The 16,702-nt window shown below is 53.2% G+C and carries 20 protein-coding genes; 7 read left to right on the top strand and 13 right to left on the bottom strand.

From position 1 onward, the window contains the following. Position 1: 1 nt before the first annotated feature. From ACW44H_RS04695 to ACW44H_RS04680, 4 genes are all read right to left on the bottom strand, one after another. Entirely contained in the window at positions 2 to 868 is an 867-nt protein-coding gene (locus tag ACW44H_RS04695) for a carbohydrate ABC transporter permease (RefSeq protein WP_457507294.1), read from the bottom strand. A gap of 29 nt (positions 869 to 897) precedes the next feature. Then, on the bottom strand, positions 898 to 1,788 hold the full coding sequence (locus ACW44H_RS04690; protein WP_457507292.1) for a carbohydrate ABC transporter permease: 891 nt from the start codon (positions 1,786 to 1,788) through the stop codon (positions 898 to 900). Positions 1,789 to 1,857: 69 nt separating this feature from the next. Beyond that, positions 1,858 to 3,177: an ABC transporter substrate-binding protein gene (locus tag ACW44H_RS04685; RefSeq protein ID WP_457507290.1), complete on the bottom strand. Its 1,320-nt coding sequence runs from the start codon at positions 3,175 to 3,177 to the stop codon at positions 1,858 to 1,860. 173 nt (positions 3,178 to 3,350) lie between these two features. Next, positions 3,351 to 4,301: a sugar-binding transcriptional regulator gene (locus tag ACW44H_RS04680; protein ID WP_457507288.1), complete on the bottom strand. Its 951-nt coding sequence runs from the start codon at positions 4,299 to 4,301 to the stop codon at positions 3,351 to 3,353. Positions 4,302 to 4,428: 127 nt separating this feature from the next. Here ACW44H_RS04680 and ACW44H_RS04675 point away from each other — a divergent pair, with 127 nt between their 5' ends. After that, positions 4,429 to 4,740 carry an NGG1p interacting factor NIF3 gene (locus ACW44H_RS04675; RefSeq protein ID WP_113270332.1) on the top strand — a complete coding sequence of 104 codons (312 nt, stop codon included), beginning with the start codon at positions 4,429 to 4,431 and terminating at the stop codon, positions 4,738 to 4,740. A 27-nt stretch (positions 4,741 to 4,767) separates the two neighbouring features. On the opposite strand, the gene ACW44H_RS04670 is transcribed toward ACW44H_RS04675, so the two are convergent. Next, the gene (locus ACW44H_RS04670; protein ID WP_457507286.1) at positions 4,768 to 5,325 is read right to left on the bottom strand and encodes an NUDIX hydrolase; all 558 of its coding nucleotides are present in this window, start codon (positions 5,323 to 5,325) and stop codon (positions 4,768 to 4,770) included. A 94-nt stretch (positions 5,326 to 5,419) separates the two neighbouring features. Between ACW44H_RS04670 and ACW44H_RS04665 the strand changes: the two genes are divergently transcribed. The 3 genes from ACW44H_RS04665 (at position 5,420) to ACW44H_RS04655 (ending at position 7,468) form a co-directional block, all read left to right on the top strand. Then, positions 5,420 to 6,091: a CoA pyrophosphatase gene (locus ACW44H_RS04665; RefSeq protein ID WP_457507284.1), complete on the top strand. Its 672-nt coding sequence runs from the start codon at positions 5,420 to 5,422 to the stop codon at positions 6,089 to 6,091. Beyond that, positions 6,088 to 6,756, top strand: coding sequence for a 2OG-Fe(II) oxygenase (locus tag ACW44H_RS04660; RefSeq protein ID WP_457507282.1), 669 nt, complete (start codon positions 6,088 to 6,090; stop codon positions 6,754 to 6,756). The genes ACW44H_RS04665 and ACW44H_RS04660 overlap by 4 nt, the downstream gene beginning before the upstream one ends. Positions 6,757 to 7,054: 298 nt before the next feature. Continuing rightward, positions 7,055 to 7,468 carry a PRC-barrel domain-containing protein gene (locus ACW44H_RS04655; RefSeq protein WP_457507280.1) on the top strand — a complete coding sequence of 138 codons (414 nt, stop codon included), beginning with the start codon at positions 7,055 to 7,057 and terminating at the stop codon, positions 7,466 to 7,468. A gap of 140 nt (positions 7,469 to 7,608) precedes the next feature. On the opposite strand, the gene ACW44H_RS04650 is transcribed toward ACW44H_RS04655, so the two are convergent. After that, entirely contained in the window at positions 7,609 to 8,031 is a 423-nt protein-coding gene (locus ACW44H_RS04650; RefSeq protein ID WP_113270327.1) for an OsmC family protein, read from the bottom strand. A 199-nt stretch (positions 8,032 to 8,230) separates the two neighbouring features. Here ACW44H_RS04650 and ACW44H_RS04645 point away from each other — a divergent pair, with 199 nt between their 5' ends. After that, positions 8,231 to 9,136, top strand: coding sequence for a DMT family transporter (locus ACW44H_RS04645; protein WP_457507277.1), 906 nt, complete (start codon positions 8,231 to 8,233; stop codon positions 9,134 to 9,136). On the opposite strand, the gene ACW44H_RS04640 is transcribed toward ACW44H_RS04645, so the two are convergent. From ACW44H_RS04640 to ACW44H_RS04615, 6 genes are all read right to left on the bottom strand, one after another. Beyond that, positions 9,090 to 9,938, bottom strand: coding sequence for an MOSC domain-containing protein (locus tag ACW44H_RS04640; protein WP_457508930.1), 849 nt, complete (start codon positions 9,936 to 9,938; stop codon positions 9,090 to 9,092). The two genes, ACW44H_RS04645 and ACW44H_RS04640, sit on opposite strands and share 47 nt — an antisense overlap. A gap of 71 nt (positions 9,939 to 10,009) precedes the next feature. Next, complete coding sequence (gene gntR, locus ACW44H_RS04635; protein WP_113270325.1) at positions 10,010 to 11,005, bottom strand: gluconate operon transcriptional repressor GntR; 996 nt, start codon at positions 11,003 to 11,005, stop codon at positions 10,010 to 10,012. A 79-nt stretch (positions 11,006 to 11,084) separates the two neighbouring features. Further along, positions 11,085 to 11,612 carry a gluconokinase gene (locus tag ACW44H_RS04630; RefSeq protein WP_457507275.1) on the bottom strand — a complete coding sequence of 176 codons (528 nt, stop codon included), beginning with the start codon at positions 11,610 to 11,612 and terminating at the stop codon, positions 11,085 to 11,087. Positions 11,613 to 11,625: 13 nt separating this feature from the next. After that, on the bottom strand, positions 11,626 to 12,906 hold the full coding sequence (locus ACW44H_RS04625; protein ID WP_113270323.1) for a TRAP transporter large permease: 1,281 nt from the start codon (positions 12,904 to 12,906) through the stop codon (positions 11,626 to 11,628). 2 nt (positions 12,907 to 12,908) lie between these two features. Further along, complete coding sequence (locus tag ACW44H_RS04620; RefSeq protein ID WP_457507273.1) at positions 12,909 to 13,511, bottom strand: TRAP transporter small permease; 603 nt, start codon at positions 13,509 to 13,511, stop codon at positions 12,909 to 12,911. 71 nt (positions 13,512 to 13,582) lie between these two features. Then, the gene (locus ACW44H_RS04615) at positions 13,583 to 14,656 is read right to left on the bottom strand and encodes a TRAP transporter substrate-binding protein (protein WP_113270321.1); all 1,074 of its coding nucleotides are present in this window, start codon (positions 14,654 to 14,656) and stop codon (positions 13,583 to 13,585) included. Positions 14,657 to 14,909: 253 nt separating this feature from the next. Here ACW44H_RS04615 and ACW44H_RS04610 point away from each other — a divergent pair, with 253 nt between their 5' ends. Continuing rightward, positions 14,910 to 15,353: a MarR family winged helix-turn-helix transcriptional regulator gene (locus ACW44H_RS04610; protein ID WP_113270320.1), complete on the top strand. Its 444-nt coding sequence runs from the start codon at positions 14,910 to 14,912 to the stop codon at positions 15,351 to 15,353. A gap of 133 nt (positions 15,354 to 15,486) precedes the next feature. Next, on the top strand, positions 15,487 to 15,921 hold the full coding sequence (locus ACW44H_RS04605) for an organic hydroperoxide resistance protein (RefSeq protein WP_457507270.1): 435 nt from the start codon (positions 15,487 to 15,489) through the stop codon (positions 15,919 to 15,921). A gap of 4 nt (positions 15,922 to 15,925) precedes the next feature. On the opposite strand, the gene ACW44H_RS04600 is transcribed toward ACW44H_RS04605, so the two are convergent. Next, the gene (locus tag ACW44H_RS04600; protein ID WP_457507268.1) at positions 15,926 to 16,630 is read right to left on the bottom strand and encodes an aspartate/glutamate racemase family protein; all 705 of its coding nucleotides are present in this window, start codon (positions 16,628 to 16,630) and stop codon (positions 15,926 to 15,928) included. Between the last annotated feature and the right edge of the window lie 72 nt (positions 16,631 to 16,702).

The following is a 16,702-nucleotide window of genomic DNA, read 5'->3' as shown; positions in this document are numbered from 1 at the left end:
CTTACTTGACGGCGCCAAAGGTCAGGCCACGTACCATCTGTTTTTGCGTCATCCAACCGAGTATCAAGATCGGCGCAATGGCCATGGTGGAAGCGGCAGACAGCTTGGCCCAGAACAGCCCCTCAGGGCTTGAGAATGAGGCGATATAGGCCGTTAACGGCGCGGCATTTGAGGTGGTTAAGTTGAGACTCCAAAATGCCTCGTTCCAACTTAAAATGACCGACAGCAGGCCAGTAGACGCGATGCCTGGCAGCGTTAACGGCAGTAGTAAATAGAACACTTCCTGGAACGTCGAGGCGCCATCCATACGACCCGCTTCAAGAATATCTTTGGGCATATCCTTAAAGAAGGTGTAAAGCATCCACACCACAATCGGCAGATTCATCAGCGTGTAGACGATAATTAGCCCGGTACGTGTGTCTAACAGCCCAACGTCACGAAAGATTAGGTAAATGGGTACCAACACACCCACCGAGGGCAGCATTTTGGTAGAGAGCATCCAGAGCAAGGTGCCTTTGGTGCGCTTAGTGGGCAAAAAGGCCATGGCATAGGCGGATGGAATCGCAATTAACAACGCTAAAAAGGTAGAACCAAACGCTACCGCGACGCTGTTAAGGGCAAAGCTTGCGTAGCCCGAGCGCTCTTGCACCGCCTGGTAACTCTCCAAGGTGGGTGAGAAAATCAACGTGGGGTCGGCAATCGCCGCCGATTCGGTTTTAAAGCCGGTCAGGATCATCCAGAAAATTGGAAAGAAGATTACCAGCGCGACAGACCATCCCAAGACCGTCAAAAAGGCGCGCTTGGTTTGTGCTGACCGCCACCCCGATACCGAGCGGGGCGACGCCGTTTTGGAAACTAATGTTGTCATCGAAGTACTCCCACGACACAGGTGCCGGTCTAGTCTTCCAGATTTTTGGCCACCATACGGACCAGGAAGATCGCCACGATATTGGCAAGAATGATCGCAATCACCCCGCCGGCAGACGCCACACCCACGTCAAAATCCAGCAGCGCACGAATATAAATTAAGTAGGCCAAGTTGGTGGTCGCCAGGCCAGGCCCACCGGAAGTGGTCACAAAAATCTCGGCAAAGATGGTCAGCAGGAAGATCATTTCGATCATGATGACCACGCTGATCGCCCGCTTTAGATGCGGCAACGTGATAAAGAAGAAAATCGCTATTGGCCCTGCCCCGTCCATACGTGCAGCTTCAACTTGGTCTTCATCCAACGACTGCATCGCGGTGAGCAAAATAAGCAGCGCAAACGGAAGCCATTGCCACGCCACAATGATGACGATCGAGGTCAGCGGCAGCGACGAAAACCAATCGACAGCGGGCAGACCAATAGACTCAGCCAACCACGCCAGCACCCCGTTGGATGGGTGCATCATCATGTTCTTCCACACCAGCGCACTGACGGTAGGCATGACGAAAAACGGCGAAATCGCCAGCACGCGAGCAATCCCGCGCCCTGGGAACTCCTGCTGAAATAGCACCGCCAGCAAAGTGCCGCCGACTACGGTAATCGCCAACACCCAACCCACCAGTAGCAGCGTATTGCCCATGGCAGCCCAAAGGGCTGGGTCGGTGAGAAGGTATTCATAGTTTTCCAACCCGGCAAAGCCGGTCATGCCGGGCATTAGCAAGTTGTAATATTGGAAGGAGAACCATAGCGTCATGCCTAACGGCACAATCATCCATAGCAATAGCAGCGTTACGGCTGGCGCTTGCAGCAACAGCGTTCTCAACCCTCCGACGGTGCGGCCGGAGGCACGGGTTCTATTCATGGGAGCACCTACAAAAACACTGGAGGGGAGCAACACCTGCCTTGGTATCCAAGGCAGGTGAGACTGTCATCAGTCGAGGTAACCGGCACGCTGCATGGTGCGTTCGGTGGCACGCTGGGCACTCTCGAGCGCCTGCTCTACCGTGGTATCACCGGTTAGCGCCGCGGCAATCGTTTGGCCGACTTGGGTACCGATTGACTGAAACTCAGGAATGCCCACGAACTGAACCCCGACATAAGGATTGGGTTCCAGCGTAGAATCGGTTGGGTCGGCATCCTGAATAGCCTTTAGCACAAAGTCTGCAAAGGGCGCTGCTTCAGTGTACTGCTCGTTGGCGTAGGTTGACTCACGAGTACCCGGCGGCACGCTGGTCCAGCCTTCGGTTTCGCCAACAAGCTCGATGTACTCTTGCGAGGTGGCCCAGGTAATAAACTCACGCGCCGCGTCCTGGTTCTCTGAAGACGCCGGGATAGCTAGCGCCCACGACCATAACCAATGAGACCCTTTCGGTGTTTCGGCCACTGGTGCCGGAGCAAAACCTAGGCTGTCCGCCACATCGGACTCATTGGCGTCATACAGTTTGCCCGCCGCGGAAGTGGCGTCGACCCACATGGCACAGTTGCCACGGGAGAACAGTGCTAGGTTCTCGTTGAAGCCGTTGGAGCTTGCGCCTGGTGGGCCGTAATCGTTGAGCAAATCGACATAAAACTGGATAGCGTTCATCCACTCCTCAGAGTTGAGTTCTGGATTCCACTCCTCATCGAACCAGCGGCCACCGTAGGTGTTTACCAAGGTGGAAACAAACGCCATGTTTTCGCCCCAACCGGGCTTACCGCGTAAACAGATACCGGCCAAGCCTTCTTCGCTGCCGTGTAACTCACCTGCCCACTCGCGTACTTCTTCCCAAGTAGGCTGATCACTCATCTCGATGCCCGCTTTATCAAACAGATCCTGGCGGTAGTACATCATCGAGCTTTCCGCATAAAACGGCAGCGCGTGAAGCGTGCCGTCCAGACTCAAACCATCGCGTACTGAGGCCAGCAGATCGTCTTCGTTGTAGTCGTCAGGCAGGTTATCCAGCGGTGACAGCCAGCCGCGTTCTGCCCAAATAGGCACTTCATAAGTACCAATGGTCATGACGTCGAATTGGCCGCCGCCGGTGGCAATATCGGTGGTCATGCGTTGGCGTAGCACGTTCTCCTCAAGCACCACCCAATCCAGGGTAATGTCGGGATGCGCTTCTTCGAAAGCCTCGGTGAGGCTCTGCATAATGACCATATCGTTGTTGTTGACGGTGGCCACGGTAATTTCGGTTTGCGCTTGAGCTTGGCTGGATAGGGCAATGGCGGCCGCTAGCGCGGAGACGGGCAAGTGACGTGCGAGTCGCATATAGCACTCCTATGGGCATGTGTTGGCATTGTTGTTGCCTTGATCATATTGATCATCGATCGAACAAATGATCTTACGTAAGCCAAAAAAAAGCAAAGCCGATTGGCTTAGACTTTACGCTAACTTATTACACTTATTGCATATTGCAGTGCACGCAGCCGGGTTTGAAAGCCCTAGAGCGCCTCAACAATCTGCCGAGCAGCCACTTCGTCGGTAACCAACCCTTTTAGCCAACCACCACGCAATGCGGCATGAATCGCCGGGGCTTTTTCATACCCCCCTGCTATCGCTACCATGTGGTGTTTACCAAAACGCTCCAGGGGTAGACTGGTTACTCGCCGCGTAATCGAGCAATCGATCACCTCTCCTTCCCTGTTCAACGGCCAGCCTAGTAGCTCGCCTACCGCCGCCAAGCCCAACAGCTCATCCAGCTCACTTTCGCTAATAAAATGATCTTGAAACAGTGTGGCTTGGCGATCGATACGACCGATACCGATAAAAGCGGCTTCGGACTCCCTTGCCACATCGGCAATCGCCTTGAATAAACGCTGCGCCAGCATTGCCTGTTTTTCGGTGAGCGATTCGGCCACCACCGGTGCGGGCAGTAAAAAACGCTCTCCCCCGGTTTTATCCGCCATTACCATGACGGCATCGTAGCGGTTGGCCGAGCCGTCCCGGGCAACATTACCCACCAGGGAAACAAAGCGATGCTGGGGGCGTTCAACGCGGCTGAGTGCTTCTACCGCCGCACGTACCGAGCGCCCGGTGCCAAGCGATAGTGTCAATGGCTCGCTACGCTCTACCAATTGAGCAATGCGCTCAGCCGCGGCTACCGCCAGATAGCTGGCAGCGCTTTCGACGGCGTGGTTATCGGCAGGGACAACGTCGCAGTAAGTCAGCTCAAAGTGATCACGCAACGTCTTCCCCAATGCCATACAATTAGAGATAGGGTGATCGATATGTACTTTTACCAGGCCCTCTTGCCGCGCCAACGCCAGTAAGCGCTGTACCCCTGGCCTTGAGACCCCCAATTGACTGGCAATCTCATCCTGTGTCATTCCGCCCACGTAGGACATCCAAGCGGCTCTGGCCGCCTGATCCAGCTTTACTTCAAATTTATCCATTGGGCGGCTCTCAAAACAGTCATAAAAGCATCATCATACAAAGCTTAGCCCGCGACCTGTAGTCGTCTATCCGCTAACATACCCAGAGCTTAATGTTTTTCATGGACCGATCGCAGGGAGAGATAGCATGTATAAGCTCGCTTTTTTTGTTCCCATAGAAGATGCGGAAAGCGTCAAGCAAGCAGTGTTTGAAGCCGGTGCAGGCCGTATTGGCAATTATGACCATGCCTGCTTTCAAACCCTAGGCACGGGCCAATTTCGCCCCACGGGAGAAGCCAACCCGCATATCGGCTCGGTTGGCAGTTTGGAAAGGGTAGAAGAGTTCAAAGTCGAGTTGCTGTGCGATGAAGCGCATATCCACGGCGCCATTGCCGCCTTGAAACTTGCTCACCCCTACGAAGAAGTCGCGTATGATGTATGGCAGTTGGCCGACCTTTAAGCGGATACACGTAGTACTATTGAAGACTCATACACTACCAAAATAGCGCTCGCGGTCTTCAGGGGTCACCATGCTGATATGCAGCGGAAACGCATTGAGGGGTCGGTCCGCGTAAAAGTGCCTAAGCGTGCGCTCAATCGTCATAAAGGCAAGCTCATCCCAGGGGATCTCATGCTCCTCAAATAACGCGACTTCCGTGCTCTCTGGTCCCGCACTGAAACCACCGACTAGCTCAGCGCGAAAAATCATATACACCTGGTTGATGTGTGGTAAATCAATGAGCGTATACAGATTAGCTAACTCGACCTCGGCACAAGCCTCTTCGCGGGTCTCTCGAACCGCGGCTTGCTGCGTCGATTCGGCATTTTCCATGTAGCCAGCCGGTAGCGTCCAATAGCCTTTACGCGGGGCAATCGCGCGCTTACAGAGCAGTACTTTGCTGCCACTGACCGGCAAAGTGCCCGCCACAATGCGGGGATTCTGGTAGTGGATCGTGCCGCAGACATCGCACAAGTAACGTGGACGGTCGTCGCCTTCAGGAATGGCAAAACGTACTTTATCACCACACTGGCTGCAAAAATTCATCGCATATTCTCAACGGCTGGTGGATAGAAGCCTCAACGCGCTTGACGTTAACGACCGCTGCTGGGTAAAAGAGAACAAAGTAACGGGATGCCCCATGTTAGAGAAACTGCGTAAACAGCTGCAACAGCTTACTCCTCAACGCTTGGACCACATCGTGATGCCCGAGGCCGCGGTACTGTTGCCGATTGTTGAGCGCCCTGCGCCTACCTTGCTGTTTACCCGCCGCGCCAGCCATTTAGCCACACACAGTGGTCAAGTGGCCTTTCCAGGTGGCAAGCGCGAGCCTTTTGATACGGATCTTTACGCCACAGCGCTACGCGAGGCTGAAGAGGAGATTGCCCTTGACCCCGGTCTAGTGCAACCCCTGGGACGGCTGTCTGATGTCATTTCACTGCATGGAATACGCGTGACTCCCTGGGTAGGTATTATTCCGCCTGATTTACCTTTGGTCGCTGATCCCGGGGAGTTAGACGCCATCTTTGAAGTCCCGTTAAGCCATTTTCTCGACGACCACCGCACACATACCGATGTCATTACCGTAGATGGGGTTGCCCACTATGTTCCCAGCTATCATGTCGATGGCCATGTCATCTGGGGGTTATCGGCGATGATGCTGGTGGAATTATTGGCTGAAGGTTTTGGTATGCCGATCGATTTATATCAACGCCCTCTCGGCCTGCTTCGCCACCACCCTGAACGTAACAGCCGTCTCTCTCAATCCTCCAAGAGCGCTTCCCACCCAGCGTCAACGAGACCCAACAAATGACCCCTTCTGTTGCTACCTTGTCACCTGCACTGCACCCAGCAGTGCCAGCCGACCTTGTCGATGCGCTGGTTGAACAGGGCTGGTATGTCGGTCGGGAGGTAATTGATCTTGCGCTTTGCGATGCACTGAATCACGAAATATTGCATCGAGCGGCCTATCAAGGCTTGGACGAAGCGGGCATCGGCCGAGGCCAGCAGCACCTGCTACGTAAAGATATTCGAGGCGATGCGATCCACTGGCTTGATCACGAAAGCGCTGCCCAGCGGCGCTATTTAGACGCCATGAGCGAATTACAGCAGGCGCTTAATCACGCGCTGTTTTTGGGTTTATTTGAGTACGAAGCTCACTTTGCCCACTACCCCCCTGGGGCTTTTTATCAGCGTCATCTGGATAGTTTTCGCGGGCGCGCTAACCGCGTCATCTCCACTGTCGGTTATTTAACCCCCCACTGGCCAAGCGACGGCGGTGGGGAGATGGTTATCTATCACCCAGATGATCCAAGCCAGGAGGTCGCCCGCGTGGTGCCAGAGGCAGGCACGTTTGCCTGCTTCCTTTCAGAGTCCATTCCCCATGAAGTGCTGCCCACACGTTACCCCCGGACAAGCATAGCAGGCTGGTTTAGACGCAATGCGTCACTGGGTGGCGTGCTTGATCCAGCGCGCTAACGACACAATTTTCAACTATTCTCAATTACTTTCAACTATTTTCAACTACGCTAAATTAATTAAACACAAATAGTTAAGAAATTGCATTTTTGAGCACAGCGACTAATCTATGTTTGTATTTGCGAAGAAAGCCGCAATACGGCGTTAGTTACTTAATTGTAATTAACACAATCAGGAGTAAATAGTGCAGGCGTTGCCATCACTTATTTAACCGGCAACTAATACCGACGCTATTGATTTATTCGGGCTGTTACGCGGAGTCGTTAAGGCCCAATAAAATCGCAAGGAGCAAGTAAAAATGAAAATGATCAAACCCGCTATTCTAGGTACTCTCATGGTGCCGGCTGTTATGTTTGCTGCAGGTGCGGCAAATGCCGAAGAGAATACCACCACCATGGAAGCGACTTACCTGACGGAAACGCCAGAAGGCACTTTCCATTCGGATGCTCTGACCGGTAACCAAGTCAAAAGCAGCGTCGAAGATGACGAAGATATTGGCACCATCACTGACCTTGTTATTGATGAAGATGGGCAAATCAATGCCGTCGTTGTAGGTGTTGGTGGCTTCCTAGGGATGGGCGAGAAAAACGTCGCCATCGAATGGGATTCACTTGAACTGTCCAAACATGAAAATGGCGAAGACTACGTCATTACCGTCAAAGCGTCACAAGATGCGCTTGAAGCAGCTGAAGAATATAACCGCGAAGAATGAGCGTCGGATAGCTGTATAATAGCTTAGCTACATAAAAGCCTTGGCACTTGCCAAGGCTTTTTTATTACTTTTAATTAACCACTTAAAATCAATAAAGATCCACATATAATGGCTATGTGTGGATCCGTGAATTAATTAAATCAGGCTTTTAATTTAGCGTTCATGCTGATTTCAGCATTAAGAACTTTAGAAACGGGGCAATTAGCTTTGGCCGTTTCTGCCGCCTCCTGAAAAGCAGCTTCGTCGGCGCCACTGATCGCGGCGACAACGTCCAGATGAATTTTCGAAATATCAAACCCTGAATCGCTCTGGGAAAGAGTCACCTTGGCGCTGGTTTCGATAGAATCGGCGGTATAGCCTTTATCACCCAAAATCATTGAGAGCGCCATTGAGAAGCAACTGGCATGCGCTGCGCCAATCAGTTCCTCAGGGTTAGTGCCTTTTTCATCTTCAAAGCGCTTGCTGAAGGAGTACTTGGCATCTAAAACGCCACTCTCGGTTGAAACGGTGCCTTTACCATCCTTGAGACCACCTTCCCAACGTGCGCTAGCTGTACGATCCATAACAACTCCTTATGTGCCAATATGCTTAGACGTATTGTCAAATAGAGCTAAACGGCAGTTGCTGTTTAGCCACCTATCAAGCGTAGCTGATTTTTACCGCTCTGCCGAGTCAACCCTTTCCAGGCTTCCATCAGGACTGGTTCGGTCGTAAGCTAGTTAGCTCTCTAATTGCATGACTTTTAGCCTGTAAGGATCCGCTATGTCGTCGGCTGACGCGCTGCGCTTGATATTGCTCTCTTCACTCTGGGGCTTGTCGTTTATTTTTATGCGCGTGGCCGCCCCCGAATTTGGCGCGGTGCCGTTAGTGCTGGTGCGCATGGGAATTGGCGCATTACTGCTAACGCCGCTGCTTATTAGCCTGCACTATCTGCGCCTCATCTGGCAGCATAAGGGGCCGCTATTATTCTTGGGCATAGTTAATCACGTACTGCCTTTTTCGTTACTTGCACTCGCTACCACACGCCTTGAAGCGGGCTTTACGTCATTGATTAACGCTACGACGCCGATTTTTACCGCACTGATTGGCGCCCTGTTTTTCGCGACCGCCATCCAGCGTCAGCAATACTTAGGCCTCGCCCTGGCACTCGTGGGTGTTTATGTGCTCTCTGCGGATCGACTTGATTTTGCGCTGGGTGGCGATGGCTGGTTTATTTTAGCCGTCTTAGCAGCAACCTTTTGCTATGGGATTGCGGGCAACTATTCCAAAACACGCCTCGGCCATCTGCCAACGCGTGTGCTAGCCGCAGGCAGTAGTGCCATGTCGGCGCTGGTGCTGCTGATTCCCGGTATTTTGTTATGGCCAAGCGACCCCATCAGCCCTTTAGCATGGGGAAACGCTCTAGCCCTGGCCGCACTCAGCACCACACTCGCCTTTCTACTCTACTTTGGGTTACTCGCTAGCGCGGGCGCTACCGCAACGTCAACAGTGACTTTTTTGGTGCCGGTTAGCGCATTAATGTGGGGTTACCTGCTGCTCGGCGAAACACTCAACCTGCAGATTATTGTCGGCATGGTGATTACGCTGATCGGCACGGCTATTGCGACAAAATTACTACGCGTTAAACGCCGCGGGACGCTGCCAACAGCCTATCCCCCACACGAATAACACTGCCAACGCCAGCAGTTAACGTGGCGTTTTGACCAAAATACGCACCTTTCAAGGAGGGCTGTGTATTGAGTTCAACTAAGGTCTTCAGCGGTTCCGCAGGGACAGGCACTACCGCCGTGTGCTGATCAATCGTCGTGATCTTGCACCGCTTACACGGCTTACGCAGTGCGAGCTGAAAAGCGCCGTTTTGCTCATTGAGCGTTACCCAGCGGTCTTCAGCCCAGGCCTCGTTGCTCTCAACGACAATATTGGGTCGAAAGCGGTTCATAGGCACAGGGGCTTGCCCTTTTGCCACTAACGCTTGATTCAGTGCATCTAACGAACCCGTGGTAGCAATTAAAAACGGATAGCCATCAGCAAAATAGGTATGCGCCGAACCGCCATCAAGAAAATCTTGTTCCACCGCCCGGGTAAATTCGGTGGCAAAGCGCACCAAACTTAACCCTTGAGCCTGTTCGCCCAATGCAGCCTCTAGCCAACGCGTTACGTTTTCACCTTCAGGCAACGCTTTGCAGTGGTCATCCCATACGCTGACGAGGCGCAGATTCCCCTGAGGCTCGGCCAACGGAATGCTTAGCGGTTCGACATCAGGATGCGACAGGACTAGGGATTCATCGGTCAGCGCAACCTCAATAGTGGCAAGCGCTGGCAATTGACGCTGGGTCACAAAACGCTGATGGGTGTCCACAAGCATCCAGCGACGATCCCAAGCAAGACCGTGCTCTTGTAGCTCGCTGCGGGTAACGCTGATGCCTTTTAATGATTTAACGGGGTAGATGTTAAGTTGAGTAATCTGCACAGCGGCCTCGCGACAAAGGTAAAAGGCTACTTTAGTCATTTACGCCGCTAGCGGCTACTCGATAACATGCTCTATAGCGTCATGCCTGTTTCGATACGATAGCCCAAATCAACCACTGTTTGGTTCAGCGACTCACCGCGAAGGCGCGCCAACAGCTCCCCCGCTGCCGCTTCGCCGATGGCCTGGCGCGGGGTAACCACGCTAGCTAGTCGTGGCGTCATCACATGACCTACATCGTGGCCATGAAAGCCCGCCAAGGCCATGCGTCCCGGCACATCAATGTTGCGTCGCTGGCACTCAAAGTAAGCACCTACCGCCACATCATCATTGGTGCAGAATAGGCCATCCGCGGCGGGGTAATCGGTTATTACCTGCTGAAGTAGCGCGGCCCCCACGCTGTATGACGAACGCTGGGTGCTTTGCAGGGTAACGGGCGTTAAGCCGTGCTCTTCCATGGCGCGGCGGTAGCCCAGTTCGCGCTGCCGGGTACGCTCATCCAAACGCACCGCCAGATAAATCACCTGACGTCGCCCCCGTATAATCATCTCGCTGACCATGTCGTAGGCGGCTTGAACGTTGTCGTAGCCCACCGCCTGCTGTAGCGGAGGGCGGTGGGTATCCATGATTTCCACAATGGGGATACCGGCGGTTTCCAGCATACGCAGGCTGCGTGGCGTATGGTCGCGGTCAGAAAGGATGACCCCATCAACGTTATAGGAGAGCAGCGAGGCCAAGCTGCGCTCTTCAAGCTCGGGACTATAGCCATAGTGAGAGAGCATCAGGTGATAACCGGCCGGTTCCGTTAGCGTCTCGATCCCTACAATTACATCGGCAAATACTTGGTTAGTGAGCGACGGCACCAGAACGCCTATCGAATGGCTGGTCGCCCTGGAGAGTAAATCAGGCGCGCGATTGGGGATATAGCCTATCTGTTCGGCAATCGAGAAGATGCGTTCACGTAGACCTTCCGAGACCGTTTCTGGGTCGCGCAGACAGCGGCTTACCGTCATCTTGGTAGCCCCTACGTGGTCGGCAATATCCTGTAAGGTAGGGCGTTTTTTCTTCAAAAGGGTGACTGCCTTGTGCAACGAGGGTGCATTGAGGCCTACCCTACCCAATGGGTGGCCCCCATGCCTACTCCTTTCTTTAACTTAGCGTACGGCAGGTTAATCGCAGCGTGGCAGCAAATTGATTAACGATTTGGTTAGGCGACAAAGTAATGGAGGCGTTAAACGCCTCCTCTTCACCGGGGGGTTCCAAGTCGACCAGTTGGCTGGCTAACATGGTATCGCCTTTAAAGAAGTGGCCTGCCCGGGTCTCTAGGCGCTGCAGCAGAAGCTCGCGCGTGCCCTCTAAATAGAGAATATTCAGTGCTGGGTCACCTTGGCGAAGCTGCTCTCGGTAACGTTTTTTTAATCCCGAGCAGGCAATCACCAACGACGCATCCCGTGCCCGGTACTCAGCGAATAGCGCCGCCAGCGTATCCAGCCACTCGCGCCGGTCATCATCATTGAGCGGAGTGCCACTCGCCATCTTGGCCACATTGGCGGGCGAGTGATGATCATCGCCATCGATAAATGTGGCCCCCATGGTGAGCGCCAGTTGCCGGCCAATATGCGACTTTCCTGAACCGGACACGCCCATCACTAAAATACGATGCGAGAGGGTCTTCACAGAGGCTCTCCTATTAATTGCCGCGTACAGCGGTGAGGTCCGGCAGCCAAGTGACAATGCCTGGGAAGGCGATCAAAATCACTAACACCACCAACAGCGCCGCGTAGTAAGGCAGCATGGCTTTGACCAACGACTCCATCGAGACCTTACCCACCCCGCAGCCGACATAAAGACAGGTACCCACAGGCGGTGTTAACAACCCAATGCCCAATACAAACGCCATCAGCACGCCGAAGTATGCTGCATCAACACCCACCGAGGTGACAATAGGTGCCAGCATCGGCGCCATAATGACCATCGCTGGGGTCAAGTCCATCACAAACCCCACCAACAGCAGCAAGAAAGCCACGATCAATAGCAGCAGGAAGGGATCCTCAGTGATTGCCTGCACTTGGCTGACCAAGGTTTGCGGCACCATATTGATGGTAAGGAACCAGGCAATGACCGTCGCAAACGCTAGCAGCATCATCACCATACCGGTCAAACGCGCTGTGCGAATTAGCATACCGCCCAGCTCTTTAAGCTTGAATTCGCGATAGACCACCAGCGAAATAGCCAGCGCATAGAGCAATGCCGCTACGGCCGCTTCGGTCGCGGTAAAAACACCGCCGATAATGCCGCCAATCACAATCACCGGTAACACCAGCGCAAGCCAGGCATCTTTGAAGGCTTTCCAGAGGCGATCCCAGCGGAACTGACGTACGCCGCCACCATTCTTTTTGGCAAGAATATAGGTCGTCACCATGAGTGCAAAGCCAATCAGAAGGCCCGGAATAATACCCGCGATAAACAGGCGACTAATCGAGGTTTCGGTAACGATGCCGTAGAGAATCAAAGGAATTGACGGCGGAATAATGATCCCGATCACCGAGGACACGGTATTAATCGCGGTGGCATTGGCTGCGGTATAGCCCTGCTCTTTCATGGAGGGAATCATCATTGCACCGGTGGCAGCCGTATCAGCAACTGCCGAACCACTAATGCCGCCGAAGAACATAGAGCCGGTGATAGCAACTTGCCCTAGCCCGCCGCGCATAAAGCCGACTAGTGCGCCCGCCAGTTCCATCAAGCGACGAGCGATACCGCCATTGCTCATCACCTCACCGACTAAAATAAAGAACGGAATCGCCAGCAATGGAAAGCTGTTTACCCCGCGGATGGACTGCTCGATCATGATCGACAGCGGAATATCCGAGAGCACTGCCATCACTAACGCTGCAACGCCTAGGCCAAAGGCGATGGGCAGCCCAATAATGATAGAGACCAACAAAATAACCAGGAAAATCCATAGCATGATTAGCGCTCCCGCTCAGGGTGACGAATAACGTTCAAGCTGACCCACATTCGCCAAATCGAAACCACCGCAATAAAAATGACGCATAGAACCAGCGAAAGGCTGATAAAGCTCAGCGGCACATCCATAATCGCCGAACGCCCACTAGAGCGCGCCAGCACTTGGTATCCACCCCAAATCATTACCCCCATCAAGCAGGTAATAATCAGGTGCTGCAGCATATAAAGCATATGCGCCAAGCGCAGCGGCAGGCGCCGCACCAGCGCATCAACCGCAATGTGCTCGTAGCGAGAAAACGCCGCCGCAGCGCCGATAAATACCAACCAAATAAACAACATGCGTGCTAGCTCATCCGCCCATGGCAGCGAATGATTAAACAGCGCACGCCCCACCACGTTGCAGGAAACAGACACAATCAACGCAACTAAAATAGCTCCGATCACATACTCCATCCCCAAGGTAAGCCAGCGGAACAACGCCGGTCCTTGGCGGGTATCGGTATCAATCTCTAATAGCTTGCGGTTGGGGTCGTCAAGATACACCGATGGGTCTTCAATCGGCGTGGGCTTATGAGAGGGATTAGGCGGTGTAGAGGAGAGTGACATAAGAACTCCAGGGGCACTGACACGTCGGGCAGGCGCAAAGGCCTGCCCGACGGTGGCGCTAAACGTAAGGTTTAGTTGCTGCTCTCTTCAACAATTTGCTGAATGTCGGCGATCAAGTCTTCGCCAATACGCGGCGCCCACTCTTCATATACCGGCTGAACAGCCTCTTGGAAAGCGGCTAACTGCTCGTCGTCCAAGCGAGTAATCTCCATACCACGCTCTGCTAGCTGGTCGCGTGACCAATCATCGTACTCAGCGGACAGCTGAATTTCGTATTCAGCAGACTGGCGCGCAGCTTCTAGCACAAGCTCTTGATACTCGGGCGCCATACGCTCCCAGGTACGTTCGGAAAGCATCATGATGAACGGTGTGTAGACGTGACGTGTTTCGGTACCGTAATCCTGCACTTCGTGGAAGTTAGAAGTCAGAATGGTGCTCCACGGGTTTTCCTGGCCATCAACGACACCCTGCTCCATCGCAGAGAACAGCTCACCGAATGCCATCGGCGTAGGATTGGCGCCGAGGGCTTCCCATATCGCCAGGTGCACCGGGTTTTCCATAGTACGCACGCTTAAACCACGTACGTCCATGCCTGCAACATCTTCAGGACTAGCCACCGGGCGAGCGCTGTTAGAAAGCTGACGATAGCCATTTTCAGAGAAGGCCAAGGCTTTAAGGCCGGTACCGTCAAAGGCGTCCAGCATATTCTGAGCCACATCGCTTTGCATAACAGCAATGGCTGCTTCACGGCTAGGCAGCAGGAATGGAAGGTCGAAAGCAGCCAGCTCTTCAACGTAGCCAGTGGTCGCGGAGCTAGACGGGTAGGTCATATCCAGCGTACCGGTTTGCAGCATTTCCATCATCTGCACGTCGTCGCCTAACTGACTGTTAGGGAAAACATTAACGGTAATACGGCCGTCGGTCCGCTGCTCCAGGATTTCACCAAAGTATTGGCTGGATAGGTACTGTGGCGAACTTTCAGCAAGTCCAATGCCCATGCGCAGGGTATGTGAGCCGTGGTCTCCCACCACCTCACCTTCAATTTCCGGTGGGTCAGAAAGCTCTGGACTTTGAGCATGAGCCATACCCAATGTCAGCGTGGTCGCGCCGACTAAGGTCAGTGTGTTGCGCCAAATAGGTGTCATAGCGTTATCTCCAAATACTCATTGTTGTAAATGACTGGGTTGTTAATGACTTGGGTGTAAATAGCTGAGTCGTTAATGGAAGCTTCAATGAACGGCAACTTGTTACCGGTAACATTCAGTAAGCGAAGGCTATCGACCTGCCTGAAGCGTGTCAAAACAAAACTGCCAATTTACGACCAACGTCTAGATCTAGCCACTGACACGTCATCACGCTACATTAGCCTACGTATTTCGTTTCGGAGCACCCCTACTTGTGCAACCATCCTGCAGTGAACTAGAACTCGATCAACAGCTCTGCTTTGCGCTCTATTCAACGTCGTTGATGATGACCAAGGTGTATAAACCGCTACTTAAGGAGTTGGGGCTTACTTACCCGCAATACCTTGCCATGCTGGTATTGTGGCAAAACGACGGCATTACAGTGGGCGCAATGAGTAAGCGTTTACTGACCGATCCAGGTTCGCTTACACCGCTGCTTAAACGCCTTGAAGCCGATCAACTATTGAATCGTAAACGCAGTCACCAGGACGAACGTGTCGTAGAGCTTTACCTTACCGATAAAGGAAAAGCGCTGCGTGAACAGGCCTATCACATCCCTAGCTGCGTAGTGCATGCCAGCGAGCAGTCCATCGAGGCGCTGACGACGCTGAAAGAGGATCTAGTCCGACTACGCGATAGCTTGCAAAAAAGTCAGTAGCCCTTCGCTTTGTTGCAAAGGGCTTCCCATTTAATTGCCTATTTATATTGCGCGCAAAATAAAGCTGCGCTAAATTTAAAGCGCAAACACATGATTAACAGCATTGAATTAAAACACTGACAGGAGATATGCCATGACGACAACCACTATCGAGAAAGTCATTTATCGCGCCCATGCTACCGCTACAGGTGGCCGGGAAGGCCAAACTAAATCATCTGATGGCGCACTGGATGTAAAACTCAGCACACCAAAAGAGCTGGGGGGCGCGGGTGGTGATGGCACTAACCCAGAGCAGCTCTTCGCGGCAGGCTACTCGGCCTGCTTTTTAGGGGCCCTGAAACACGTGGCAAGCCAGGAAAAAGTAAAGCTTCCCCCGGAGACAAAAATCGATGGCCATGTCGGTATCGGCGCCATTCCTACTGGATTCGGTATCGAGGTTGAACTAAAAATCAGCCTTCCCGGCCTGGAGCAAGATGTCGCTCAGCAGCTGATTGATAAAGCCCATACCGTTTGCCCCTACTCCAACGCCACCCGTGGCAATATTAATGTCACCCTGACGCTGGTCTAGCCCATTAACTAGACGAATCAGTTAGTGCCCACGCCACCGCTTTCTGTGCATGCAACGCGGTGGTGTCATATAGCGGCACCGCTGTATCTTGTTGGCTTACTAGCATGGCGATTTCGGTACAGCCAAGAATTACCGCCTGAGCACCTTGAGCATAGAGCGAATCAATGATCGCCAAATAGCGCTGGCGGGAGCCCTCTTCAATGCGCCCCTGGCAGAGTTCCTCGAAAATCACCCGGTGAACAATGTCGCGCTCAGCCCGGTCGGGCACGACCACTTCAATACCGAAATGCTCTTCTAGCCGACCAATATAAAAGTCCTGCTCCATGGTGAAGCGTGTACCTAATAGGCCCACCCGAGAGATCCCATCGGCTTTTAGTTGCTCAGCAGTGGCATCAGCAATATGCAGTAGCGGAATCGCAATAGCCTGTTCAACAGCGGGCGCCACTTTATGCATAGTGTTAGTGGCAATTAGTAGGCACTCGGCACCCGCACACTCCACACTTTGGGCGGCGCGGGCCAGCAGATCACCGGCTGCCTGCCAATCTCCCTGCTGTTGCATCGCCTCAATCTCGGCAAAATCAACACTCACCATCACAATCTTGGCCGAATGAAAGCCGCCAAGCGCTGCTTTAACGCCTTCGTTTAAAGCTCGGTAATACCCTTGGGTCGACTCCCAACTCATGCCGCCCAGTATGCCAATCACACGCATCCGCCACCCCCTATGGAAAATGAACTACTTTATTAACAGGCTAATCTCCAGACTACCCTTGCAGCTCCTTTT

The organism is Vreelandella sulfidaeris Esulfide1 (genome assembly GCF_054072535.1).
The sequence above is the reverse complement of the archived record's forward strand: the minus strand, read 5'-3'. Positions and strand labels throughout refer to the sequence as shown.